20 protein-coding genes are annotated in these 20491 nt (G+C 65.8%); 14 read left to right on the plus strand and 6 right to left on the minus strand.

Going from position 1 to position 20491, the window contains the following annotated elements; genetic code table 11:
• Positions 1-369: 369 nt before the first annotated feature.
• The 3 genes from ACOABP_RS27535 (at position 370) to ACOABP_RS27545 (ending at position 2691) form a co-directional block, all read left to right on the plus strand.
• Positions 370-672, plus strand: coding sequence for a hypothetical protein (locus tag ACOABP_RS27535; RefSeq protein ID WP_474228934.1), 303 nt, complete (start codon positions 370-372; stop codon positions 670-672).
• Positions 673-967: 295 nt separating this feature from the next.
• Positions 968-2044, plus strand: a complete 1077-nt coding sequence (locus ACOABP_RS27540; RefSeq protein WP_474228935.1) for an alpha/beta fold hydrolase — start codon at positions 968-970, stop codon at positions 2042-2044.
• A gap of 167 nt (positions 2045-2211) precedes the next feature.
• The gene (locus tag ACOABP_RS27545; protein WP_066732690.1) at positions 2212-2691 is read left to right on the plus strand and encodes a nuclear transport factor 2 family protein; all 480 of its coding nucleotides are present in this window, start codon (positions 2212-2214) and stop codon (positions 2689-2691) included.
• Between the two features lie 65 nt (positions 2692-2756).
• On the opposite strand, the gene ACOABP_RS27550 is transcribed toward ACOABP_RS27545, so the two are convergent.
• Positions 2757-4493 (minus strand): dipeptidase, encoded by a 1737-nt coding sequence (locus ACOABP_RS27550; protein WP_474228937.1) that lies wholly within the window; start codon positions 4491-4493, stop codon positions 2757-2759.
• A gap of 236 nt (positions 4494-4729) precedes the next feature.
• Between ACOABP_RS27550 and ACOABP_RS27555 the strand changes: the two genes are divergently transcribed.
• From ACOABP_RS27555 to ACOABP_RS27575, 5 genes are all read left to right on the plus strand, one after another.
• On the plus strand, positions 4730-5464 hold the full coding sequence (locus ACOABP_RS27555) for a glutathione peroxidase (protein ID WP_474228939.1): 735 nt from the start codon (positions 4730-4732) through the stop codon (positions 5462-5464).
• Positions 5465-5669: 205 nt separating this feature from the next.
• Entirely contained in the window at positions 5670-7076 is a 1407-nt protein-coding gene (locus tag ACOABP_RS27560; protein ID WP_474228941.1) for a dihydrolipoyl dehydrogenase, read from the plus strand.
• Positions 7077-7396: 320 nt separating this feature from the next.
• Positions 7397-8248 (plus strand): class II glutamine amidotransferase, encoded by an 852-nt coding sequence (locus ACOABP_RS27565; protein ID WP_474228943.1) that lies wholly within the window; start codon positions 7397-7399, stop codon positions 8246-8248.
• A gap of 83 nt (positions 8249-8331) precedes the next feature.
• Positions 8332-8904, plus strand: coding sequence for a TetR/AcrR family transcriptional regulator (locus ACOABP_RS27570; protein ID WP_474228945.1), 573 nt, complete (start codon positions 8332-8334; stop codon positions 8902-8904).
• 142 nt (positions 8905-9046) lie between these two features.
• Positions 9047-10189: an OpgC domain-containing protein gene (locus ACOABP_RS27575; protein ID WP_474228946.1), complete on the plus strand. Its 1143-nt coding sequence runs from the start codon at positions 9047-9049 to the stop codon at positions 10187-10189.
• Between the two features lie 66 nt (positions 10190-10255).
• On the opposite strand, the gene ACOABP_RS27580 is transcribed toward ACOABP_RS27575, so the two are convergent.
• The gene (locus tag ACOABP_RS27580; protein ID WP_474228948.1) at positions 10256-11137 is read right to left on the minus strand and encodes a LysR family transcriptional regulator; all 882 of its coding nucleotides are present in this window, start codon (positions 11135-11137) and stop codon (positions 10256-10258) included.
• 121 nt (positions 11138-11258) lie between these two features.
• Here ACOABP_RS27580 and ACOABP_RS27585 point away from each other — a divergent pair, with 121 nt between their 5' ends.
• From ACOABP_RS27585 to pcaD, 4 genes are read left to right on the plus strand one after another with little or no spacing between them, the layout of a single operon-like run.
• Positions 11259-12383, plus strand: a complete 1125-nt coding sequence (locus ACOABP_RS27585) for a muconate/chloromuconate family cycloisomerase (protein ID WP_066732675.1) — start codon at positions 11259-11261, stop codon at positions 12381-12383.
• 50 nt (positions 12384-12433) lie between these two features.
• A complete protein-coding gene (gene catC / locus ACOABP_RS27590; RefSeq protein ID WP_474228949.1) occupies positions 12434-12712 on the plus strand; it encodes a muconolactone Delta-isomerase in 279 nt (92 codons plus the stop codon).
• A 31-nt stretch (positions 12713-12743) separates the two neighbouring features.
• Positions 12744-13736 (plus strand): tripartite tricarboxylate transporter substrate binding protein, encoded by a 993-nt coding sequence (locus ACOABP_RS27595; RefSeq protein ID WP_474228951.1) that lies wholly within the window; start codon positions 12744-12746, stop codon positions 13734-13736.
• Positions 13726-14520, plus strand: a complete 795-nt coding sequence (pcaD, locus tag ACOABP_RS27600; protein ID WP_474228952.1) for a 3-oxoadipate enol-lactonase — start codon at positions 13726-13728, stop codon at positions 14518-14520. Before ACOABP_RS27595 ends, pcaD begins: the two co-directional genes overlap by 11 nt.
• 98 nt (positions 14521-14618) lie before the next feature.
• Here the strand turns inward: pcaD and ACOABP_RS27605 are convergent, their stop codons facing one another.
• Both ACOABP_RS27605 and ACOABP_RS27610 read right to left on the minus strand, forming a co-directional pair.
• Positions 14619-15701 (minus strand): calcium:cation antiporter, encoded by a 1083-nt coding sequence (locus tag ACOABP_RS27605; RefSeq protein ID WP_474228954.1) that lies wholly within the window; start codon positions 15699-15701, stop codon positions 14619-14621.
• 113 nt (positions 15702-15814) lie between these two features.
• On the minus strand, positions 15815-15985 hold the full coding sequence (locus tag ACOABP_RS27610) for a hypothetical protein (RefSeq protein WP_474228956.1): 171 nt from the start codon (positions 15983-15985) through the stop codon (positions 15815-15817).
• A 314-nt stretch (positions 15986-16299) separates the two neighbouring features.
• Between ACOABP_RS27610 and ACOABP_RS27615 the strand changes: the two genes are divergently transcribed.
• The gene (locus ACOABP_RS27615; protein WP_474228957.1) at positions 16300-18420 is read left to right on the plus strand and encodes a TonB-dependent receptor family protein; all 2121 of its coding nucleotides are present in this window, start codon (positions 16300-16302) and stop codon (positions 18418-18420) included.
• A 15-nt stretch (positions 18421-18435) separates the two neighbouring features.
• On the opposite strand, the gene ACOABP_RS27620 is transcribed toward ACOABP_RS27615, so the two are convergent.
• Both ACOABP_RS27620 and ACOABP_RS27625 read right to left on the minus strand, forming a co-directional pair.
• Positions 18436-19101, minus strand: a complete 666-nt coding sequence (locus ACOABP_RS27620; protein WP_474228959.1) for an SOS response-associated peptidase — start codon at positions 19099-19101, stop codon at positions 18436-18438.
• Positions 19102-19158: 57 nt separating this feature from the next.
• The gene (locus ACOABP_RS27625) at positions 19159-19344 is read right to left on the minus strand and encodes a spore coat protein U domain-containing protein (RefSeq protein WP_474230579.1); all 186 of its coding nucleotides are present in this window, start codon (positions 19342-19344) and stop codon (positions 19159-19161) included.
• 407 nt (positions 19345-19751) lie between these two features.
• On the opposite strand from ACOABP_RS27625, the gene ACOABP_RS27630 reads away from it, so the two are divergent.
• Positions 19752-20483 (plus strand): BON domain-containing protein, encoded by a 732-nt coding sequence (locus ACOABP_RS27630; RefSeq protein ID WP_474228961.1) that lies wholly within the window; start codon positions 19752-19754, stop codon positions 20481-20483.
• Positions 20484-20491: the final 8 nt, after the last annotated feature.

Genomic DNA, 20491 nt, shown 5'->3' on the forward strand with positions numbered 1-20491 from the left:
GTGTCGCGCGTGAGGCCGGTGTCCCGGCTGCAATCGTTTTCATCGGATTCGGCACCGGAATGCGGGACATGTGTCCTTGGCGCGGGTTTACTCGGGGAATTACGATAGGTCTACCTGCAATGCCATGCTGGACGTGGCTTGCGGGCATCCACGTCGTGCCACTGGCCCGGTCCGTTTGCCTGCACGGGACCGAAGTCCCACGCATTGGCACCGGGTTTCCCCGCGATCCCCGCAAAAACCGGGACACCTGTCACATACACGGTCGCCGGCGATTTCCGACAATCACTCCACGGATCGGCCAACGGCATCCCGGCCAATGGTCATCCGTGCTTGTCTTCTGATTGGAGTTCAAGAGTTGGAGTCGTCGAAATGTGTACCAAAGTTGCAAAGACCCTGCTTGCCGTTTCAGCCGTTTCCGCAATGACCATTGGCATCGCCCAGACCGCCCACGCCGCGTGGAGCGAGGTATTCGTTCCGTCGAACGGAGCGACGCTGCACGCAAGCAAGTCAGTGTGCCTGCGTGGCACCTTCGATCCTTTTGCGGACGGCGCCCGCATGGGCCCGCGCGATGCATCCAGCGATGGCGGCAACCGCATCGGGCCGCGTGACGCGTACACGGACGGCGCGCGCAGCGTCGGCGCCCAGGGGGACTGCGCGATGCGCGCGGCCTGACGTGATGTAGCGCACCCGGTCCCGGCTTGCGGCAGACCACCTGCCGCAAGCCGGACCCTCCAGCTTCCGTCGCGAGACACCGCCCTTGGTGTACGTCATCCGGCGCACTACCTACGCACCGCGTCTGGCCTTCCGCACTTTGCGGGGCCGGCAGTCGGTGTTGATGTCGGCGCGCTGGGGATCGTTGTCTAAGATAGGTGAGTCGCCCGGCACGACCGGACGCGGTGAACCATCGCCGGCCATTGCGAGGCGGCGCACCGCGTCGCCCATATCCTGCCCCGTGCGCGACCCGCCCATGCCGATGCTCAAGCAGCAGATACGCCTATGCACCAGCCCTGACCGTGTACGCCTGGCGTATGCGGTCACGGGCAGCGGGCCGCCGCTGGTGAAGGCCGCCAACTGGATGAGCCACCTCGAGTTCGATGTCGGCAGTCCGGTCTGGAGCCACATGCTGTTCGCGCTGTCCGAACAGCACACGCTAATCCGCTACGACGAACGCGGTTGCGGCCTGTCCGACCGTCATGTCGAAGACCTGTCGTTCGATGCGTGGCTGCGCGACCTGGAAACCATCGTCGACGCGATGGCCGTGGAGCCCTTCGCACTGCTGGGCATCTCGCAGGGGGCATCGATTGCAGTGGCCTATGCCGTGGCGCACCCCGGGCGCGTCAGCCATCTGGTGCTGCATGGCGGTTACGCGCGGGGGCGGCTCAAACGCAACCAGGGCGACGCCATGCGCGAAGAGGCCGAACTGATGATCCGGCTGGCCGAGATCGGGTGGGGTCAGGAGAATCCGGCATTTCGCCAGTTCTTCACCACGCAGTTCATCCCGGGCGGCACCGCCGAGCAGCACCGCTGGTTCAACGAGCTTGAGCGGGTATCCACGTCGCCGGTCAATGCGGCGCGCTTCATGCGCATCTTCAACGAGATCGACGTGGTGGACCTGCTGCCGCTGGTCACCTGCCCGACCCTGGTGCTGCATGCGGAGCGCGACGCGCGCGTGCCATTCGACGAAGGGCGGCTGCTCGCCAGCATGATTCCCAATGCCCGCTTCGTGCCGCTGGACAGCGGCAACCACCTGCTGCTGGAAACCGAGCCGGCGTGGGAACGCTGGATCGAAGAGGTGCGCGCCTTCCTGCCTGCCCCGGCGCCGTCCGCCGATCCGGCCTTTGGCGCACTGACGCGGCGCGAACGCGACATCGTGGTGCTGATTGCGCAGGGTCGCGACAACGCGCAGATCGCCGCCCATCTGGGGCTGTGCGAGAAGACCGTGCGAAACCACATCACCAGCATTTTCTCGAAACTCGAGGTCGAGAATCGCTCGCAGGCTATCGTGCTGGCGCGCGAATCGGGGTTTGACCGGCAGCGCGTCTAGCGCCTGGGAAGCGGGAGCAATCCTCGTATTTCCGCGAATTTCCGCTTGACATACAGATCTGTCTACCCAACACTATGAGACGGGTCTGTCTACATATGGATCTGCGCGATTTGCCACCGAATTCCCATTCGATTTTCAGCTTTTTCCGATTTTCAAGGAGCCTGCCCATGTCGAGCCAACCCGAAGTTCGCCCGCCGCTGCCCCCATTCACCGCCGAGACCGCCGCCGCCAAGGTGCGCGCGGCCGAGGACGGCTGGAACACGCGCGATCCGCACCGCGTGGCGCTGGCCTATACGGTCGACAGCGCCTGGCGCAACCGCGCCGAATTTGTGAACGGACGCGACGAGATCGTGGCCTTCCTGAGCCGCAAATGGCAGAAGGAACTCGACTATCGGCTGATCAAGGAACTGTGGGCGCACGATGGCAACCGCATCGCGGTGCGCTTTGCGTACGAATGGCACGACGACTCGGGCAACTGGTTCCGGTCGTACGGTAACGAGAACTGGGAATTTGACGAGAACGGCCTGATGCAACGCCGTTTCGCATGCATCAACGACGCGCCAATCCGCGAGGCGGATCGCAAGTACCACTGGCCGCTGGGTCGCCGGCCCGATGACCATCCGGGCCTGAGCGATCTGGGGTTCTGAGGTATTGCTGCCGGCTATCGCCCCACTCCCGCGCGGCGGGAGCGGGGCGCTGCATCACCGGTCCATCACTGCATTTTCTGCAGGTTGCCCACGCGCACCAGCATCTCCGTGAACATCTGCATGTCCAGGTTCAGGTCGGAGACTTCCTTGTACTCCTTGGCGTTGTGCGCGGTGTACTTCTTGCCGGGCATGGCCGGGCCGAAGTTGATGGCGTTTGGCATCAGCTTGGCCGTGGTGCTGCCGGCCGTTGGCACGGGCTTGGCTTCGAGCCCGGTGGTGTCGCCGTAGATGTTCAGCAGCGTGGACAGCCACGCGCCCTTGGGGTCGCGGGCCATCCAGTCGCCCTGGTCGTGCTGGATCTCCAGCGTGGTATGGGTCTGCGCGGCCCAGGCCTGGATGCGCTCGGCAATCTTCGCGCGCAGTGTGTCGGGCGTGGACCCGCGCGGCATGCGCACGTTGGCAGTCACTTCAAGCTTGCCATTGCGCTCGCGGATCAACGTCGGCGAGATCGTCAGGGGGCCCATGAAGTCGTCGCGATAACCCACGTCCATCTTCTCGCCCAGGTAGCCCGTGCCGTACAGCCCGGTCAGGTAGCGCGAGGCCCGTGCGTACTGGTTGTCGGCGAACGGAACGCCCGATGCCTGTAGGAACATCGCCAGGCGCGGTACGGGGTTCACACCTTCCTCGGGGCGCGAGCCATGGGCCGACGAACCCGTGACCTTTACGTCGATGGCGTCGCCGTTGCGCGCGATATCGATGGCGAACTTGCCCTGCGCGGCGTGCTGGGCGATGAAGGCCGCGCGCGCCTGGTCCAGCGCCGTGGCCACGGCGTTGAGGTCGCCGCCGGCAATGCGCGCGGTGGCGGTCTGCGGAATGGCGTTCGCCGACGCCGCGCCTGCCATGGACACGATGGCGGCCTGCCTGCCATCGGCGGGCTGGTCCGGAAAGCGCACGGTCAGCGCGCCGGAGCCCTTTTCCGCCACCACGGCCGGGTACTTGCTGTCGAGCACGATGTTGTACTCGGGCAGGGCGGTCTTGTCGCGGTAGTACTTCATGCCGTCGCCGCCGGTTTCCTCGGTGGTCTCGATCATCAGGCGAATCGTGCGCGCCAGCGGCACGCCACTCTCGCGCACGGTCTTCATGGCGAAGAGCGCCGCCGCAATCGATCCCTTGTCGTCGATGGTGCCCCGGCCGTAGAGGTAATCGCCCACGCGCGTGACCTTGAACGGGTCGAGTTTCGTGCCGTCGTCGAGCACCCATTCGTCGGCCACCACGGGCACCACGTCGGCGTGCGTGAGGATGCCGAACGTCTCCTTGCCCTGGCCCGGCAGCGTCACTTCGAACACGCGGTTGTCGACGTTGCGGAACTGCAGCCCGAAGTCCTTTGCCATGCGCTCCACGAGCTTGCCGAACTCGACGATGGCCGGGTTCTCGTGCTGCGGCACCTTGTCATCGCGCACGGTGCGCAGCGCCACCATCTCGGTGATGCTGTCCAGCACCGCCTGCTGGTTATGCACGCGGTTGTAGACGCCCAGCAGGCGCCCGATATTGACCAGGTCGTCGCCCTTGAGCGGCCGCTTGGCGCGATAGGCACGCACCGAACCGGCGAGCTTTGGATCAGCCTTGACGGCGGCGTCCAGGAACGCGCTGAAGCTGGCGGGCGGAGTGGCTGTTGCGCTGGCCACCAGTTGGTCGAGTTCGGGCTTTGCCAGCGGGGCTGCCGTGGCGCTGGTGGCGCCGAGGGCGAACAGGGTGGCGGCCAGCAGGGTCGCGGCGGGTAGCCGGATGGGCAGGCGAGTCATGGAGCGGGAGTCCCTTCATGTTTTTTGTGTGCCCGCATGATAGCGATGCCGATGTGCAAGCGGAAGCATTCAAAACCCTGCCGGATAGCCAAAATCAATCGGATTTCTCCTATTGATAATAGAAAATTTCAATCGATTCGGTTGAGATAATGAATTTTACGGATCACATTCAGTCCGGGAGAATCCACTCCATCGCCACAACACGTGGCGCCAAACCAACCCAAGGAGTGATTCCGATGCTGCAATCCCGTGAAGGCCAACGCGTTCCCAATGTGACGTTCCGCGTACGTGAAAACAATGAATGGAAGGACGTCACCACGGCCGAACTGTTCAATGGCAAGACCGTGGCCGTGTTCTCGCTGCCGGGCGCCTTCACCCCGACGTGTTCGTCGACCCACCTGCCGCGCTACAACGAACTGGCACCGGCATTCCGGGCGGCTGGCGTGGACGCGATCCTGTGCGTGTCGGTCAACGACACCTTCGTGATGAACGAGTGGGCCAAGGACCAGGAGTCCGAGAACATCGTGATGATTCCGGACGGCAACGGCGAGTTCACCGACGGCATGGGCATGCTGGTGGACAAGGCCGACCTGGGCTTCGGCAAGCGCAGCTGGCGCTATTCGATGGTCGTGAAGAACGGCGTGGTGGACAAGATGTTCATCGAGCCGGAAGAGCCGGGCGACCCGTTCAAGGTGTCGGACGCCGACACGATGCTGAACTACATCGCCCCCAACGCCAGGCGTCCGGACCAGGTGGTGGTGTTCTCGAAGGTGGGCTGTTCGCACTGCGCGAAGGCCAAGCAACTGCTGCAGGACAAGGGCTACGAGTACATCGACGTGCCGCTGGACAACAAGATCCGCGGCAAGGTGCTGGGCGCCATGTCCGGTGAAATGACCGCGCCGCAGGTGTTCATCAACGGCAAGCTGGTGGGCGGTGCTGCCGCGCTGGAACAGTACCTGGCTGCTGCCTGATCCTCCCGCCCGGGCCCGGCTCCCCCGGCCGGTGTCCTGGGCACCTTTTCTTCCCCCGCACTCCCCCGCAACACGCCGCCGGCCACCGGCGGTGCGGGCCGGCAGTCGCCGGACCCGATGGCATCGCCCTGGCCGCGCCATGGCAGGACGGTGCCATCCCATCCGCCGATTGATGGCAACGCAGACTGACGAACAGGAAACGCACATGAAAACGATTCAGACCGACGTGGCAGTGATTGGCGCAGGAACCGCCGGGCTGGCAGCGTATCGCGCAGCCATTGCCGCCGGCAAGCGCGCCGTGGTCATCGAAGGCGGCGCCTACGGCACCACCTGCGCCCGTGTGGGCTGCATGCCGTCGAAGCTGCTGATCGCGGCAGCCGAGGCCGCCCACGAGGCGCGCCACACCGCCGCATTCGGCGTACACGTGGACGGGCCGGTTCGCATCGACGGCCGTCAGGTCATGGACCGCGTGCGCAGCGAGCGCGACCGCTTCGTGGGCTTTGTGGTGAGCGGCGTCGACAACATTCCCGAGGAAGACCGCTTGCGCGGCCATGCACAGTTCATCGACAACACGGTGCTGCAGGTGGGCGCCAATACCGTGGTGCGGGCCAGCCGCGTGGTGATTGCCACCGGCTCGCGCCCGGCCGTGCCGCCATCGTTCGCGGTGTTCGGCGACCGCCTGATCGTCAACGACGACGTGTTCTCGTGGCAGGACCTGCCGGCCAGCGTGGCCGTGTTCGGCCCTGGCGTGATCGGGCTGGAACTGGGCCAGGCGCTGTCCCGGCTGGGCGTGCGTGTGCGCGTGTTTGGCGTCGGGGGTGGCGTCGGCCCGCTGTCCGATCCGGAAATCCGCGCCTACGCGGCCCAAGCGTTCAATGCCGAGTTTTCGCTCCTGCCCGATGCCAGCGTGACCGATATGCGCCGCGAGGGCGACGAAGCGGTGATCACGTTCAAGGACGAAGCCGGCAAGCCGGTGACCGAGCGCTTTGCCTATGTGCTGGCCGCCACGGGGCGCCGCCCGAACGTCGACAACCTGGCGCTGGACAACACGGCGCTGGAACTCGATGCCCGCGGCGTGCCGGTGTTCGATCCGGTCACGCTGCAGTGCGGCGATGCGGCGGTGTTTATCGCCGGTGACGCCAACAACGTGCTGCCGCTGCTGCACGAGGCGGCCGACGAAGGCCGGATTGCCGGCGAGAATGCCGCGCACTGGCCCAACCTGCGTCCGCTGACGCGCCGCGCGCCGATTGCCGTCGTGTTCTCCGATCCGCAGATCGCCATGGTGGGCAAGCGCCATGCCGACCTGGTCCAGGGCCGCTTCGTGACCGGCGAGGTCAGTTTCGAGGACCAGGGCCGCAGCCGCGTGATGCGCAAGAACCGGGGGCTGATGCACGTCTACGCCGACCGGGCCACGGGCCGCTTCCTGGGCGCCGAATGGATCGGGCCGCGGGCCGAGAATATCGCACACCTGCTGGCGTGGGCGTACCAGCAGAACCTGACGATCTCGCAGATGCTGGCGATGCCGTTCTACCATCCGGTGGTGGAAGAGGGCTTGCGTACGGCCCTGCGCGATGCGCAAGCCAAGCTGACGCAGCTGAAGGTGGCGGCCTGACGATCAGGAATGGCCGATTGATGATGAGAAGGCAGGTGGCGCGGGCGCGCTGCCTGCCTTTTTTCATTGTTCATTGCCGCTGGACGCGCGGGCTCCGCACGCCGCGCAGCTCTGTCCAAAGCGCAGGCCTGGACGGCGCGCCAGCGGCCGTTGTGGTGATCTATCGGGCGCAATCCATGATGGAATCGAAGCCCGATCCCGGGCAGTCGATGTAGGAATTGCCACAGGATTCCGGCCCGGATTGCGCTGCGGCAGCATCCTGCCGGGCCACTTGCTATGCTGAAGTGAAGATCCCGCACCCACAGACTGGAGGAGGCATCATGTGCCGCTGGCTGGCCTATTCGGGCCGTTCCGTTCCGATGGAGGCTGTGCTGTTTCAGCCCGAGCATTCGCTGATCGACCAGAGTCTGAACGCGCGCCTGGGGCATACCACGACCAATGGCGACGGCTTTGGCGTCGGCTGGTACGGGCGGCATTCCGAACTGCCGTTCCGCTATCGGTGCCTGCATCCGGCCTGGAGCGATACCAACCTGCGCGAGGCGGCGCGGGCGGTGCGGGCGCCGCTCTTCGTGGCGCATATCCGCGCCGCCACGGGCACGCCGACCCAGGAAACCAATTGCCATCCGTTCCGGTTCGGGCGTTGGCTGTTTGCCCATAACGGGCTGATCCGCGACTATCCGCTGGTGCGGCGCGACCTGATGATGTCCGTGGCGCCGCATCTGTTCCGGTGGATCGAGGGCTCGACCGATTCCGAGGTGATGTTCTTCCTGGCGCTGACATTCGGGCTGGAGCGCGATCCGCAAGGGGCGCTGGAACAGATGGTCGGGCTGATCGAGTCGGTCGGGCATCGCCACGATATCGAGCACCCGATCAACATGACCGTCTGTGTGACCGACGGGCAGCAGATCGTGGCGGCGCGCTATTCGAGTGAACGCGATTCGCGCTCGCTATTCCACAGCACGTCGTTTCGCCAGTTACGGGCGCTCTATCCCGACGACCCGCGCATCATTGCCGCGGGCGACGACGCGTTCCTGGTGTTGTCCGAACCGCTGATCGACGTGCAGGGCGTCTGGGAGGAAATCCCGGAGGCCACCATGCTGGTAGCGCGGCGGGGCGATATCCAGCAGCGTTGCTTTACGCCACGGATGCCGGATCAGCATGGGGGACGCTGAATCCGGTGAGCCTTGATGGGTCCGGAGACAGATCTGTCTACTATAATGCGGCTGTTTCTCGCCGAAGTTCTCACATCCCCGCCATGGCCACCCCCTCCGCCCGCGACCGCATCCTCGACACCGCCGCACGCCTGTTCTATCGCGACGGTTATCGCGCCACCGGCATCGACAGGATCATCGCCGAGTCGGGGGTGGCGAAGATGTCGCTGTATCGGCACTTTTCATCGAAGAACGATCTGATCTTCGAATATTTGCAGCGGCGCCACGATTTCTGGATGAACTGGTTTGAAACGGGTGTGCGACGCCGCCTGGCGGCGCGCCCGAACCTGGACGTTGTGGCCGATACGCTGGGCGAGTGGTTTGGCACCGATGACTACCGCGGCTGCTCGTTCATCAACATGGTGGCCGAGTCCGGTGGCGGCGCTGGAGACGATCCCCGTTTGCTGGAGCAGGCGGTGTCGCACAAGGCGTCGCTGGAGGCCTTTGTGGGGGCAATGGCCCGTGAACTGGCCCTGTCGAATCCGGACGAGGTGGCGCAAGAGGCGATCGTGTGCATCGAGGGCATGATCGTGCGCGCGCAGACCACGCATGACGCGGCCGTCGTGGATGCCGGGCGCCGCACGCTGGCCCGCCTGCACGCCGCATACGCCACTTGAATGGCGCGCGGTGACATCACGTAACCTGCTGAAACACTGCCACACAGAGTAAACCCTGAGATCACGGTAAGATGCGCCCCGTGATTGCCGCGTGGCGCCCCCGAGCCGCAGGCAAGCCTTGGGATGTACGCCTGTGAACGCAGTGAACAACAATCAGCGGCGCACCGAGATCGACCTCATTCGCGGCATCGCGCTGCTCTTCATCGTGGTCGATCATGTCAACGGCAGTGTGTTGGCCGACTACACGATCCGAAATTTCCAGCTGTTCGACGCCGCCGAGGTGTTCGTCTTCCTGGCCGGCTGCTCGGCCGGCGCGGCCTATCTGGCGATGGAAGCGCGCGACGGTGCCAGCGCGGCGCGCAAGCGTCTGCGCCGACGCAGCTGGGAGATCTACAAGGCGTTCGTGCTGACCGGCGTGCTGATGCTGCTGTTCGGCTTCCTGCTGGCGATGTGCAAGATTCCTGCACCGGCGGTACGCGCCACCGAGGCCCTCGATTTCATGGCGCAGCCGGTGGCAACGCTGCTGCAGGTGTTAGCGCTGGCGCGCCAGCCGTTCGTTTCCGATGTTTTGCCGATGTACGCCGTGTTCATCGGCCTGGCCCCGCTGGCAATCCGCTGGGCCCGCGCACAGCCGCTGGCCTTTATCTGCGGCAGCGTGGCGCTCTGGATCATGTCGCCCGCGCTGCTGCCGCTGCTGCCCAGCAGCGAGCCGCGTGGCTGGAGCTTCAATCCGTTCGCCTGGCAGCTGATGTTCGCCATGGGTTTGCTGGCACGGCTGCGACCCGATTTCGTGCTGCCGCAGCAGACCATCGTGCGCCGTGCCTTTACGGGCGGGGCCGTGGTGGTGGCGCTGGTGTGCATGGCCGCCGCCTACCTGTGGATGCGTCCGCACCTGTATGAAGCCTGGCTGCCGGCATGGATTCCGGCGATGGCCTTCCCGCTGCCCAAGCAAAGCCTGGCCGCGCTGCGCGTGGTCAGCTTCCTGGGGCTGGCATGGCTGGTGTACCTGGCCGTGCGCGCCGGATGGGTCGAGCGGTTGGCCCGCTTCATGGGCCCGGTGGTGCAGATCGGCCGCCACAGCCTGTTCTGCTTTGTGCTGGGCGCCGTGGTGTCGGTGGGCATCGAAGGTCTGACCTATGGCTTTGCGGGCGGCCGCCCGACGCGGCCCGTGGCCCTGACGGGCGACATCATCGCCGTGGCCGTGCTGCTGGTGGTGGGCGGCTGGTATGGCCGCCGCAAGGAAGCCCGCAAGGTGGCAGCCCGGTCGAAGATGGTGTCGGCCTAAGGAGCGCGTGGACCTCGGCCGGGGTGTCACAGGCTCAGTCGGCCTTTGCCACAGGCCCCGGAGTCGCTATGCCCGGGCCTGGCTCTTCACCCAGGCGATGGCCCGCGCCAGGTGCGGCGATGTGTCGCCGGCACGGTAGCTCATGATCACGGGCGACATGAAGCCGGGCGCATCGATGGGCACGTAGCGTACGTCGTCGCGATGCAGCCGTTGCACCGACGATGGCACCAGCGTGATGCCCAGGCCCGCCGCCACCAGGCCCAGCGCCGTCTGCAGTTCATTGGCTTCCTGTACCACGCGCGGCTGCAGGCCCTGTGCGCGGAACAGTGACAGGACGTGGTCGGCATAACTCGGACGCGGCCGGGCGGGGTAGAGGATCAGCGGCTGGCGGGCCAGATCGCCTGCGTCGAACGGCCTGGCCGGGGGCGGGGCGGTGACAGGCATGGCCGCGACCAGTGTCTCGGCCATCACCACCTGCTGGACGATGGCCGCGTCATTGAACGTGAGCCGGCCGAATGCCAGGTCGATGCGGCCTGACTTGAGCGCTTCGAGCTGCTGGACCGTGATCATCTCCGTCAGGCCGACTTCCACCCCGCTGTCGTCGCCGCGCAATTCGCGGATCAGTTCCGGCAGCACCCCATAAAGCACCGAAGGCACGAAGCCGATGCCGAACCAGCGTTTTTCGTTGCGGCCAATGCGGCGCGTGCCTTCCAGCGTTTCTTCCAGCCGCTGCGTAAGCTGCAGCGATTGCTCCAGCAGGAAGCGGCCGGCCTCGGTCAGCTTCAACCCCCGGCCGACACGGTCGAACAGCGCCACGCCCACTTCTTCCTCGAACTGACGGATCTGACGCGACAGCGGCGGCTGGGCCATATGCAGCTTTTCTGCCGCACGCGTCACATTCAGTTCCTGGGCGACAGTCTGGAAATAGCGGAGGTGGCGGAGTTCCATGGCGGGAATATGGCATGTCGATGCATACCCAGCAGGTATGAATCGAGACATCTTCGGTCTTGGACGTCAGTCAAGTCAAGGTCCATACTCGGTTCAACGCGTGTTTTTGTATGGAAAAGGTATGACTGCGACAATTTCTTCGATCGAGGCCATCCTGGTCGACCTGCCGACCATCCGGGCTCATCAGCTGGCGATGGCGACGATGCAGCAGCAAACGCTGGTGATCGTGCGCCTGCGCTGCAGCGACGGCGTGGAGGGCATTGGCGAGGCCACCACCATCGGCGGCCTGTCTTATGGCGACGAGAGCCCCGAGGGCATCAAGCTGACCATCGACACCTACCTCGCGCCCGCGCTGGCCGGGCAGGACGCCACCAACGTACACGGCGCCATGGCGCGCCTGAACAAGGTGGCGCGCGGCAACCGGTTTGCCAAGTCGGCACTGGAATCGGCACTGCTCGACGCGCAGGGCAAGCGCCTGGGCGTGCCGCTGGTCACGCTGCTGGGCGGCGCCGTGCGCGACACCCTGCCGGTGCTCTGGACGCTTGCCAGCGGCGACACGGGTCGCGACATCGAGGAAGCCGAGCGCTTCCTGGAAGAGCGCCGCCACAACACGTTCAAGCTCAAGATCGGCCGCCGCAGCGTGCGCGACGACGTGGCGCACGTATCGGCCATCAAGCGCGCGCTGGGCGATCGTGCCCGCGTGACCGTGGACGTCAACCAGGCCTGGAACGAAGCCGAAGCCGCCACCGGCATCGCCATGCTTGAAGCGGCCGGCATCGACCTGATCGAGCAGCCCACCCCGCGCGAGCATCGCGCGGCGTTGGCGCGGCTGGCGGCGCGCTTCGTGGTGCCGATCATGGCCGACGAGGCCGTGACCGGGCCCGAAGATGCGATGGAACTGGCCCGCCTGGGCGCGGCCGACGTGTTCGCGCTCAAGATCGCCAAGTCGGGCGGTATCTTCGGCATGCTGCGCACGGCAGCCGTGGGCGACGCGGCCGGCATTGCGCTCTACGGCGGCACCATGCTCGAAGGCGCCGTGGGCACCATCGCCGCAGCACATGGCTTCTGCACGCTGCCGCAGCTGGCGTGGGGCACCGAACTGTTCGGCCCGCTGCTGGTGAAGGACGACATCGTGGTGGACCGCCCGGTGTTCAAGGACTTTGCGCTGCATCTGCCGCAGGGTCCGGGGCTGGGCCTGGCGATTGACGAAGACAAGCTGCGCCACTATCGCCGCAAGGCCGTCTGAGCCGATATTGCCGCCCGGCATCGCATCCAATACAACCCGGAGACACACCCATGTTGTTCCTCGTCAGGATGGACGTGCAGATCCCGCACGACCTGCCGGCCGCTACGGCCGACGAGATCAAGGCCCGCGAAAAGGCCTATTCGCAGGACCTGCAGCGCCAGGGCAAGTGGCAGGCGCTGTACCGCGTGGTGGGCGAGTACGCCAACTACAGCGTGTTCGATGTGGAGTCGAACGACGAACTGCACACGCTGCTGGCCGGCCTGCCGCTGTTCCCGTACATGAAGATCCACGTCACGCCGCTGGCAAAGCACCCGTCGTCGATCCGCTGATCGGCAACCAGAAAAGAAGGAACGGAGACAAATGAAGTCCTTGCTGCAAGGGTCGGCCCGCATGCCGGCCGCACTCGCCATTTCCGCATCGCTGCTGTTTGCCGCAGCCGCGCCGGCGCACGCCGCCTATCCCGACCATCCGATCCGCTGGGTGGTGCCGTTCCCCGCGGGCGGTGCGATGGACAACATCGCGCGCACGCTGGGCGAAGACATGTCGAAGTCGCTGGGCCAGGCCATCGTGGTCGAGAACCGCCCCGGCGCGGGCGGCAATATCGGTGCCGAGATGGTGGCGCGCTCGCCGGCCGACGGCTACACGATCATCATCGTCGCCAATGGCATGGCCGTGAACCCGGCCCTGTACGGCAAGCTCAGCTACGACCCGATCAAGGATTTCGCGCCGGTGTCGCTGCTGGCCGTGGTACCCAACGTGCTGGTCACCAACAAGGCGAAGAATCCGCAGAAGACGGTGGCCGAAGTCATCGCCAGCGCCAAGGCCAAGCCCGGCAAGTACACCTATGCATCGGCCGGCAACGGCACGTCGATCCACCTGGCCGGCGAGCTGTTCACGTCGATGGCGCACGTGGATCTGCTGCATATCCCGTACAAGGGATCGGGCCCGGCCATGACCGACTTGCTGGGCGGACAGGTGGACTACATGTTCGACAGCATCACTTCGGCCAAGCCCCATATCGACAGCGGCAAGCTGACGGCGATTGCGGTGACCACCAGCAAGCGGTCGTCGGCGCTGCCCAATGTGCCGACCGTGGCTGAAGCGGGCGTGCCGGGCTACGAGCTGTCGCCGTGGTTTGCCGCGTTCGTGCCGGCAAAGACGCCGCAGGCCGTCATCGATACGCTGAACAAGGCCATGCTCGAATCGCTGAAGAAGCCGGCCGTGCAGCAGCGCCTGGCGGGCATCGGCGCCGAGCCGATCGGCAGCACCCCGGCGCAGTTGAAGGACCACCTTGCCAAGGAAACGGTCAAGTGGGGCGCGCTGATCCGCGAGCGGGGCATCCATGCCGACTGAGCGGACGGCGGCGACGGAGCCAACCCGCCAGTTGCACTACGTCATCGAGGGCGGTGCGGACAAGCCCGTACTGGTGCTGTCGAACTCGCTTGGAACCACTTTGGAAATGTGGGACCCGCAGATGGCGGCCCTGACGCAGCACTACCGCGTGCTGCGCTATGACACGCGTGGCCACGGCCGTTCGGCGCTGCCGTCCGCTGCGTTCGGAATGGCTGACCTGGCCGGCGACGTGATCGCCATCCTGGATCATGCCGGCATCGAACGCGCGCACTTCTGCGGGTTGTCGATGGGCGGGATGACCGGGATGTACCTGGCGCGCCACCATGCGGCCCGCTTCGGGCGCTTTGTGCTGGCCAACACGGCGGCGCTGATCGGGCCGGAATCGGTCTGGAACACGCGCATCGCCACCGTACACCGCGATGGCATGGCCGCCATCGTCGACGGCGTGCTGTCGCGCTGGTTCACCGACCATTACCTGCTGACGCGCCGCGACGAGATGACGCCGGTGCGGCGCATGCTGGAGACCGCCAGCGCTGCCGGCTACACCGCCAATTGCGCGGCGGTGCGCGATGCCGACCTGCGGGGCCTGCTGGCCGGGATCGACGCGCCCGTGCTGGTGATTGCCGGGGAACAGGATCTGGCGACGACGGCGGTTCAGGGCCGCGAGGTGGCGCAAGCCATTGCAGGCGCGCGGTACGTCGCGCTGCCGGCCGCACATCTGTCCAACTGGGAACTGCCGGAGGCGTTCGGCAACGCGGTGATCGGCTTTATCGGCCAAGCGTAACGGCTGCAGCCGCGGCAACCGCCGCAACCCGCCGCACCTCACAAGCGGCCCGCTGGCACCCGCTCCGCGATTCCGGAGCGGGTGATGCCGGCCGATGCCTACGGCACGATCGTCAGGAACAGGTACGCCGCGAAGATCACCATGTGGACCACGCCCTGGAGGATGGTCGTGCGGCCCATGCCGAGCGTCAGCGACGCCACGATCATCGTCAGGAACAGCAGCACCATTTCCTTGGCGCTGAGCCCCAGTTCCAGCGGCTGCCCGATCGTGATGAAGACGATGGCGACTGTCGGAATGGTCAGGCCGATACTGGCCAGCGCCGAGCCCAGCGCCAGGTTCAGGCTGGTCTGGATGCGGTCCGAGCGCGCGGCGCGCAGGGCGGCAAGCCCTTCGGGCAGCAGCACCAGTGCCGCGATTACCACCCCGACCACCGCTGCCGGCAATCCGGCGTCCGCAACGGCCTTCTCCACCGATGGCGACAGCAGCTTCGCCAGCGCCACTACGGCCACCAGGCAGACGACCAGCAGCACGCTGCTGGTCACGGCCACGCGGGTGGGCGGCGGCGGCGCATGCACGTTCTCGTCGTTGCTGCCATCCACCAGAAAGTAGTCGCGATGCCGCACGGTCTGCACGAACACGAAGCAGCCGTAGAGCAGCAGCGACATCACGCCCGAAAACGCCAGCTGGGACGATGACAGGACCGGGCCCGGCGTGGTGCTGGTGAAGTTCGGCAGCACCATCGTGAGCCCCAGCAGGGTGACCAGGATGGCCATGGCGGCATTGGCACCGGGCGCCTGGAACGCCTGCTCGCGGTGGTGCAGCGCGCCCACGAACAGGCAGATGCCGACAATGCCGTTACAGATGATCATGACCGCCGCGAACACCGTGTCGCGCGCCAGGCCGGCTTTCTCGGGTCCGGACGACAGCATGACCGATACGATCAGCGCCACTTCGATCACCGTCACCGCAATCGCCAGCACCAGCGTGCCGAACGGTTCGCCGACCTTGTGCGCCACGACCTCGGCATGGTGGACGGCGGAAAACACCGCGCCGGCCAGGGCGACCGACATCAGTGCGATCAGCCAGGCCTGACCCGTCATTGCAAGGCCCAGGCCGAAGGCGGCCCAGGCGGCCAGCGGGGACCAGATGGTCCAGGCCGGCAATTTGTTGGAAGTTGCCATGTCTTGTTCCCTTTGTTCTTGTGGCTCACAGGCGCGAGCGTGCACGCCGCGTGGCGCGGGCGCAAGAGGTTCAGGCAACGATGGGGCGCTGCAGTTCCCGCGTGGTGTGCGAATCAGTCGAGCGGCGGACCGCCACGCGGCGCATTGGCGCCGTCTTCGCGGTGCGCCGGCGGTAGCGGATCGGTGTCCCGCAGGGCGGGGTGATTCCGGTAGATCCAGCGGGCGGCAATGATGATCACCGCCAGAAACGCCAGCGCGTATCCGACAAAAGAGACTGCAATCATGTTCTGACCCAGGTTGGTCCGGCTCTTCTGGCCGGTGGCCGGTCAGTATGGGTGCGGGCCGGTAAGGCGCACACCCTCTATCGGTGGGGCGGAGGAATCACCCAATTGCGGGGTGCGGCACTGAAAAATCGATGTTTCGAGCCAGTCCCTTGAGCGCTCAACTTCCGTCGGTTTTCGACAAAATGTCGTGTATGGGCAACACATTGTCCCAGCCGACATACATTAAGCGTTTCTTTTGGTAGTCGAACTACAAACGAGAACCGTTATCAATTACATTCGTGGCCTTTGTCAGTTTCTTGATACAAGGAAAGACCATGATTTCGAGCCGTCGCGGACTGCCATTTGCCGCGCCCCATCTTGCCCCGTGCGCCACTGCGCTGGCCGTTTCGATGCTGTGCCTGGCGCCGCAATGGGCGGCAGCCCAGGTCGCGGCAGGACCGGTGCAGGGCGGAGAGACGGAAAAGATGCTTGAAACGGTTCAGGTTTCCGGAAACTGGCTCGGCACGGGGCTTCAGAACAGCGTGAAGACGTTCGCCGGCGCACGCACGGTGGTCAGCGAGCAGCAGATCGAGCAGAGCGGGGCGCAGAGCATTGGCGACGTCATGCGCCGCATCCCGGGCGTGCAGGCGACCGACAACTCCGGCACGGCCGGCAGCGCCGTGTCGCTCAATATCGGCGTGCGGGGCCTGACAGGCCGCTACACGCCGCGCTCCACGGTGCTGCTCGACGGCATTCCGATGGCCGTGGCGCCATACGGCCAGCCGCAACTGTCGTTTGCGCCGGTCAGCCTGGGCAACATCGAGTCGATCGACGTGGTGCGCAGCGGCGGCGCCGTGCGCTACGGCCCGCAGAACGTGGGCGGCATTATCAACTTCAACACCAAGCCGATTCCGGGCGTGTTCAGCGGCGAAGCCTCGGTGCGCGAGAACATCTACACCGAAGGCGGCGGCAGCAACACCCAGTACAACGCGTTCGTGGGCACCACGCTGGACAGCGGCCTGGGCATCGCGCTGCTGTACTCGGGCATGACCGGCCGCGAATGGCGCCAGGGCAGCGACGACAACGTGAACGACCTGGCTGTGAAATTCGCGTACGACATCACACCGACGTCGCAGGTCTACGGCAAGGTGTCGTACTACGACGTCAAGTCGAAGACGCCGGGCGGCCTGAGCGTGGCGCAGTACAACGCCGATCCGTTCCAGAACACGCGCCCCGACGACTACTGGAGTGGCAACCGCTACGGTTTCGACCTGGGCTACGTGAACACGATTTCCGCGAACCAGGAATTCGAGATCCGCACGTTCTTCAACGAGAGCTACCGCCAGAGCACGCTGCAGCAGAGCGCCACCGTGATCGCGCACCAGCCGCGCAACTACACCACGTTCGGCATCGAGCCGCGCTACACGCAGCGCTTTGGCGTGGGCCCGACCACGCATGACGTGACGGTCGGCTACCGCTACATCCGCGAGCGCGGTGACGACAACCAGTTCAGCACGAACCGCCAGACCGGCGTGAACGGCCCGACCACCACGTTCGACAATGCCACCGATGCCCACGCCGTCTACATCGACGACCGCATCGCCTACGGCAATTGGCGCATCGTCCCGGGCGTGCGCTTCGAGCATATCGATACCACGCGCCAGCAGCGCAACACCGCGACGCAGTGGGACAGCATGAACAACAAGGCGCTGCCGTCGATCAACGTGTCATACCTGGTGAACAGCGCGTGGACGGTCTTTGCCGACTACAGCACGTCGTTCGGGCCGGTGCAGAACACGCAGCTCAATTCGCAGACGCCGAACAATCCGCTGCAGCCGGAAGTGGCGAAGACGTTCGAAGTGGGCACGCGCTGGACCGACAGCCACATCAAGGGTGAGCTGACCGCGTTCAAGATCAAGTTCGACAACCAGATCCTGCAGGTGCCGGGCCTGTTCCCGGCCACGTTCCAGAACATCGGCGCCACCGACCACGACGGCGTGGAAGCGGCCATCGACTACACGTTCGATCGCGCCAGCCTGCTGGGCGGCCTGAACCTGTACGCCAACTACACATACACGCGCGCCATCCAGAAATCGGGCACCACGGCCGGGCTGGACGTGCCGTTCTACTCGCGCACGACCGATACGATCGGTGCCCGCTACGACTGGCGCAGCTGGACGTTCAACGTCTCTACCACGCACCAGAGCAAGCAGTACGCCGATCTGGCGAACACGGTGGCCGAGAGCGCGGACGGCAGCAACGGCCTGATCCCGGGCTTCCGTACGTGGAACATCCAGGCGATGTTCAAGCTGCCGCAGCGCAAGAACACCGACATCACCGTGGGCATCAACAACCTGTTCGACAAGCGCTACTACACGCGTACGACCGACAGCAACGCCGGCCGCCTTGTTGGGGCGCCGCGCATGGTCTACATCCAGGCCCGCGCCGCGTTCTGAGCGCAGCCGGACCGGCTACTCGGAAGGTGGCGGAGGCCCCTTTGTCGTCCCGCGCGGCGGCAACGGGGCGGGCTCCGCCACCAGTTTTTCGGCAGGCAGCAGGCGCAGCAGCGTCCTGGCTATCTCGGGATCGCGGCATTTCAGCCATTCGTCCCAGTCTTCACGCGGCAGGATCACCACACCGCGCTTCTCGTCCCCGGGCTTGTGAAACCGCTGCAACAGCGGATGATGGTCGGCATTGACCGTCGGCATCGTGAACGACACGTCCCCCCCGGGCCAGGCCCGCCACAGCCCTGCAATGGCAAACGGCTCGCCACCTGGCAGCCCGATCCTCCACCGTACCGCCTTGCCGCTTTCATGGTTCGGCTCGTAGAACGCCGTCGCCGGGACCAGGGCCAGCTGGCAGGACTTCCAGAACCGCGCAAACGACGACAGCTTGCCGATGGTCTCCACGCGCGCATTGGCCGTGGGGTAGTAGCGCGTGCCGGGCGGGATGGTTGCCTTTGGCACCATGCTGAACGACGCCAGCACGCTTTCCCACGCCTCTGCACCGGTCTTCTGCCGCACGATGGGCGCGGCATAGTCGGGCCAGGTCTCCTCGGGATACAGCCCCGGCGGTGGCTCGACACCGAAGATCTCTCGCAGGATGCGTTTCTGGACTGGGGCGTAGTTGACGCACATGGGCGCCTCCCGGGGGCGTGGTTTTGCCGCCCATGGTCCGCGCGGCGGTGCTGGCCGTCAATACGTGACCGTCGCCGTCACCGTATCGGTGTACGTACCATTCTGTGGCGTGTTCTGCTGCGGCACGCGGCCATAGACGCTGATGGTCTGTGACGTCCCGGCGCCGGTCTGGTTGGCGGACCCCCCGGCCTCAGTCGTTGCCGGTGGCGCTGCCGTTGCCAGGCAGCGCGTGGCGAGACCGATGTGCCTGGCCGAGCCGGGTCCAGCGGGGGCAGCGGGTCGGGCGTAGCGATGGCTGCATCACCTGGCATCCGCTTTTACGATGTTCAGCAACACTTGACGAGCACGGCGAGTGACTTCAATGCCGCTGAATGCGTCCCGACTGCCCGAAACCCGCGCCGCTTCTGACTTTGCAGCCTATTGGCAGGGCCTTGCACGCACCTGCGGCCCGCACTGCCGGGCGGGCAACAGACGTTTGAAACAGCAGCGCGGGGCGTGGCCCGAAGCACGGAGACTTTGCCGGGGGTGCTTCCTATAATGCCTGTGTGGCGCGGCACCACGTGGGCAAAACGACCGCACCGCGCCACGCGTGCTTGCAGGCAGGGGCGCGCTTCCCACCCATCTCCACGTCAAATGGGGAGACACACATCATGCTGAGTAGCGAAGCGGTGCTGACGCAGGCGCGAGCCGCGTTGGCGCATGTGCCATATCAGGGCCACCAGATCCATCCCACCATTCACCTGCGACTTTCCGACGGGGCCCTGATCCTGGAGGGCGAAGTGGCCGACGTCATGGACAAGACGCGCGCCACGGCCCGGTTGCGCCGTCTGGATGGGGTTTCCACAGTGATCGATCATCTGCGCATCGCCCATGCCGGCCCGATGGTGGGCGATGGCGATGTGCGCGCCGCCGTTTGCGAACGGCTGCTCAATGCGATCGACTTTCGTAACTGCAAGATCTGCGCGAAGGTGAAAGGACAGCTGGAGCCCGTGCGCGAAGCCGTGGGCGAGCGCAGCGGCTGGATCGAGGTGGCCGTCCACGACGGCGCGGTGATGCTCAGCGGCCAGGTGATCAGCCTGTCGCATATGCGGCTGGCCGGGGTGCTGGCGTGGTGGTCGCGCGGCTGTCGCAACGTGATCAACGATATCGTGGTGGCGCCGGCCGAGGCCGACAGCGACGAGGAACTGAGCGAAGCGCTGCAGCTCGTGCTGGAAACCGACCCGTTCGTGGATGCCGCGCGCATTCGCGTGCGGACCGAAGGCCGGGTGGTGACGCTGGACGGCTACGCGTCCAGCGACGGTGCGCGCAAGCAGGTGGAGCGCGATGCCTGGTACGTGCAAGGCGTGGAGGAAGTCATCAACCATATCGCCCTGAGCAGTTGACCGCCTTG

The organism is Cupriavidus sp. HE11 (assembly GCF_056097175.1).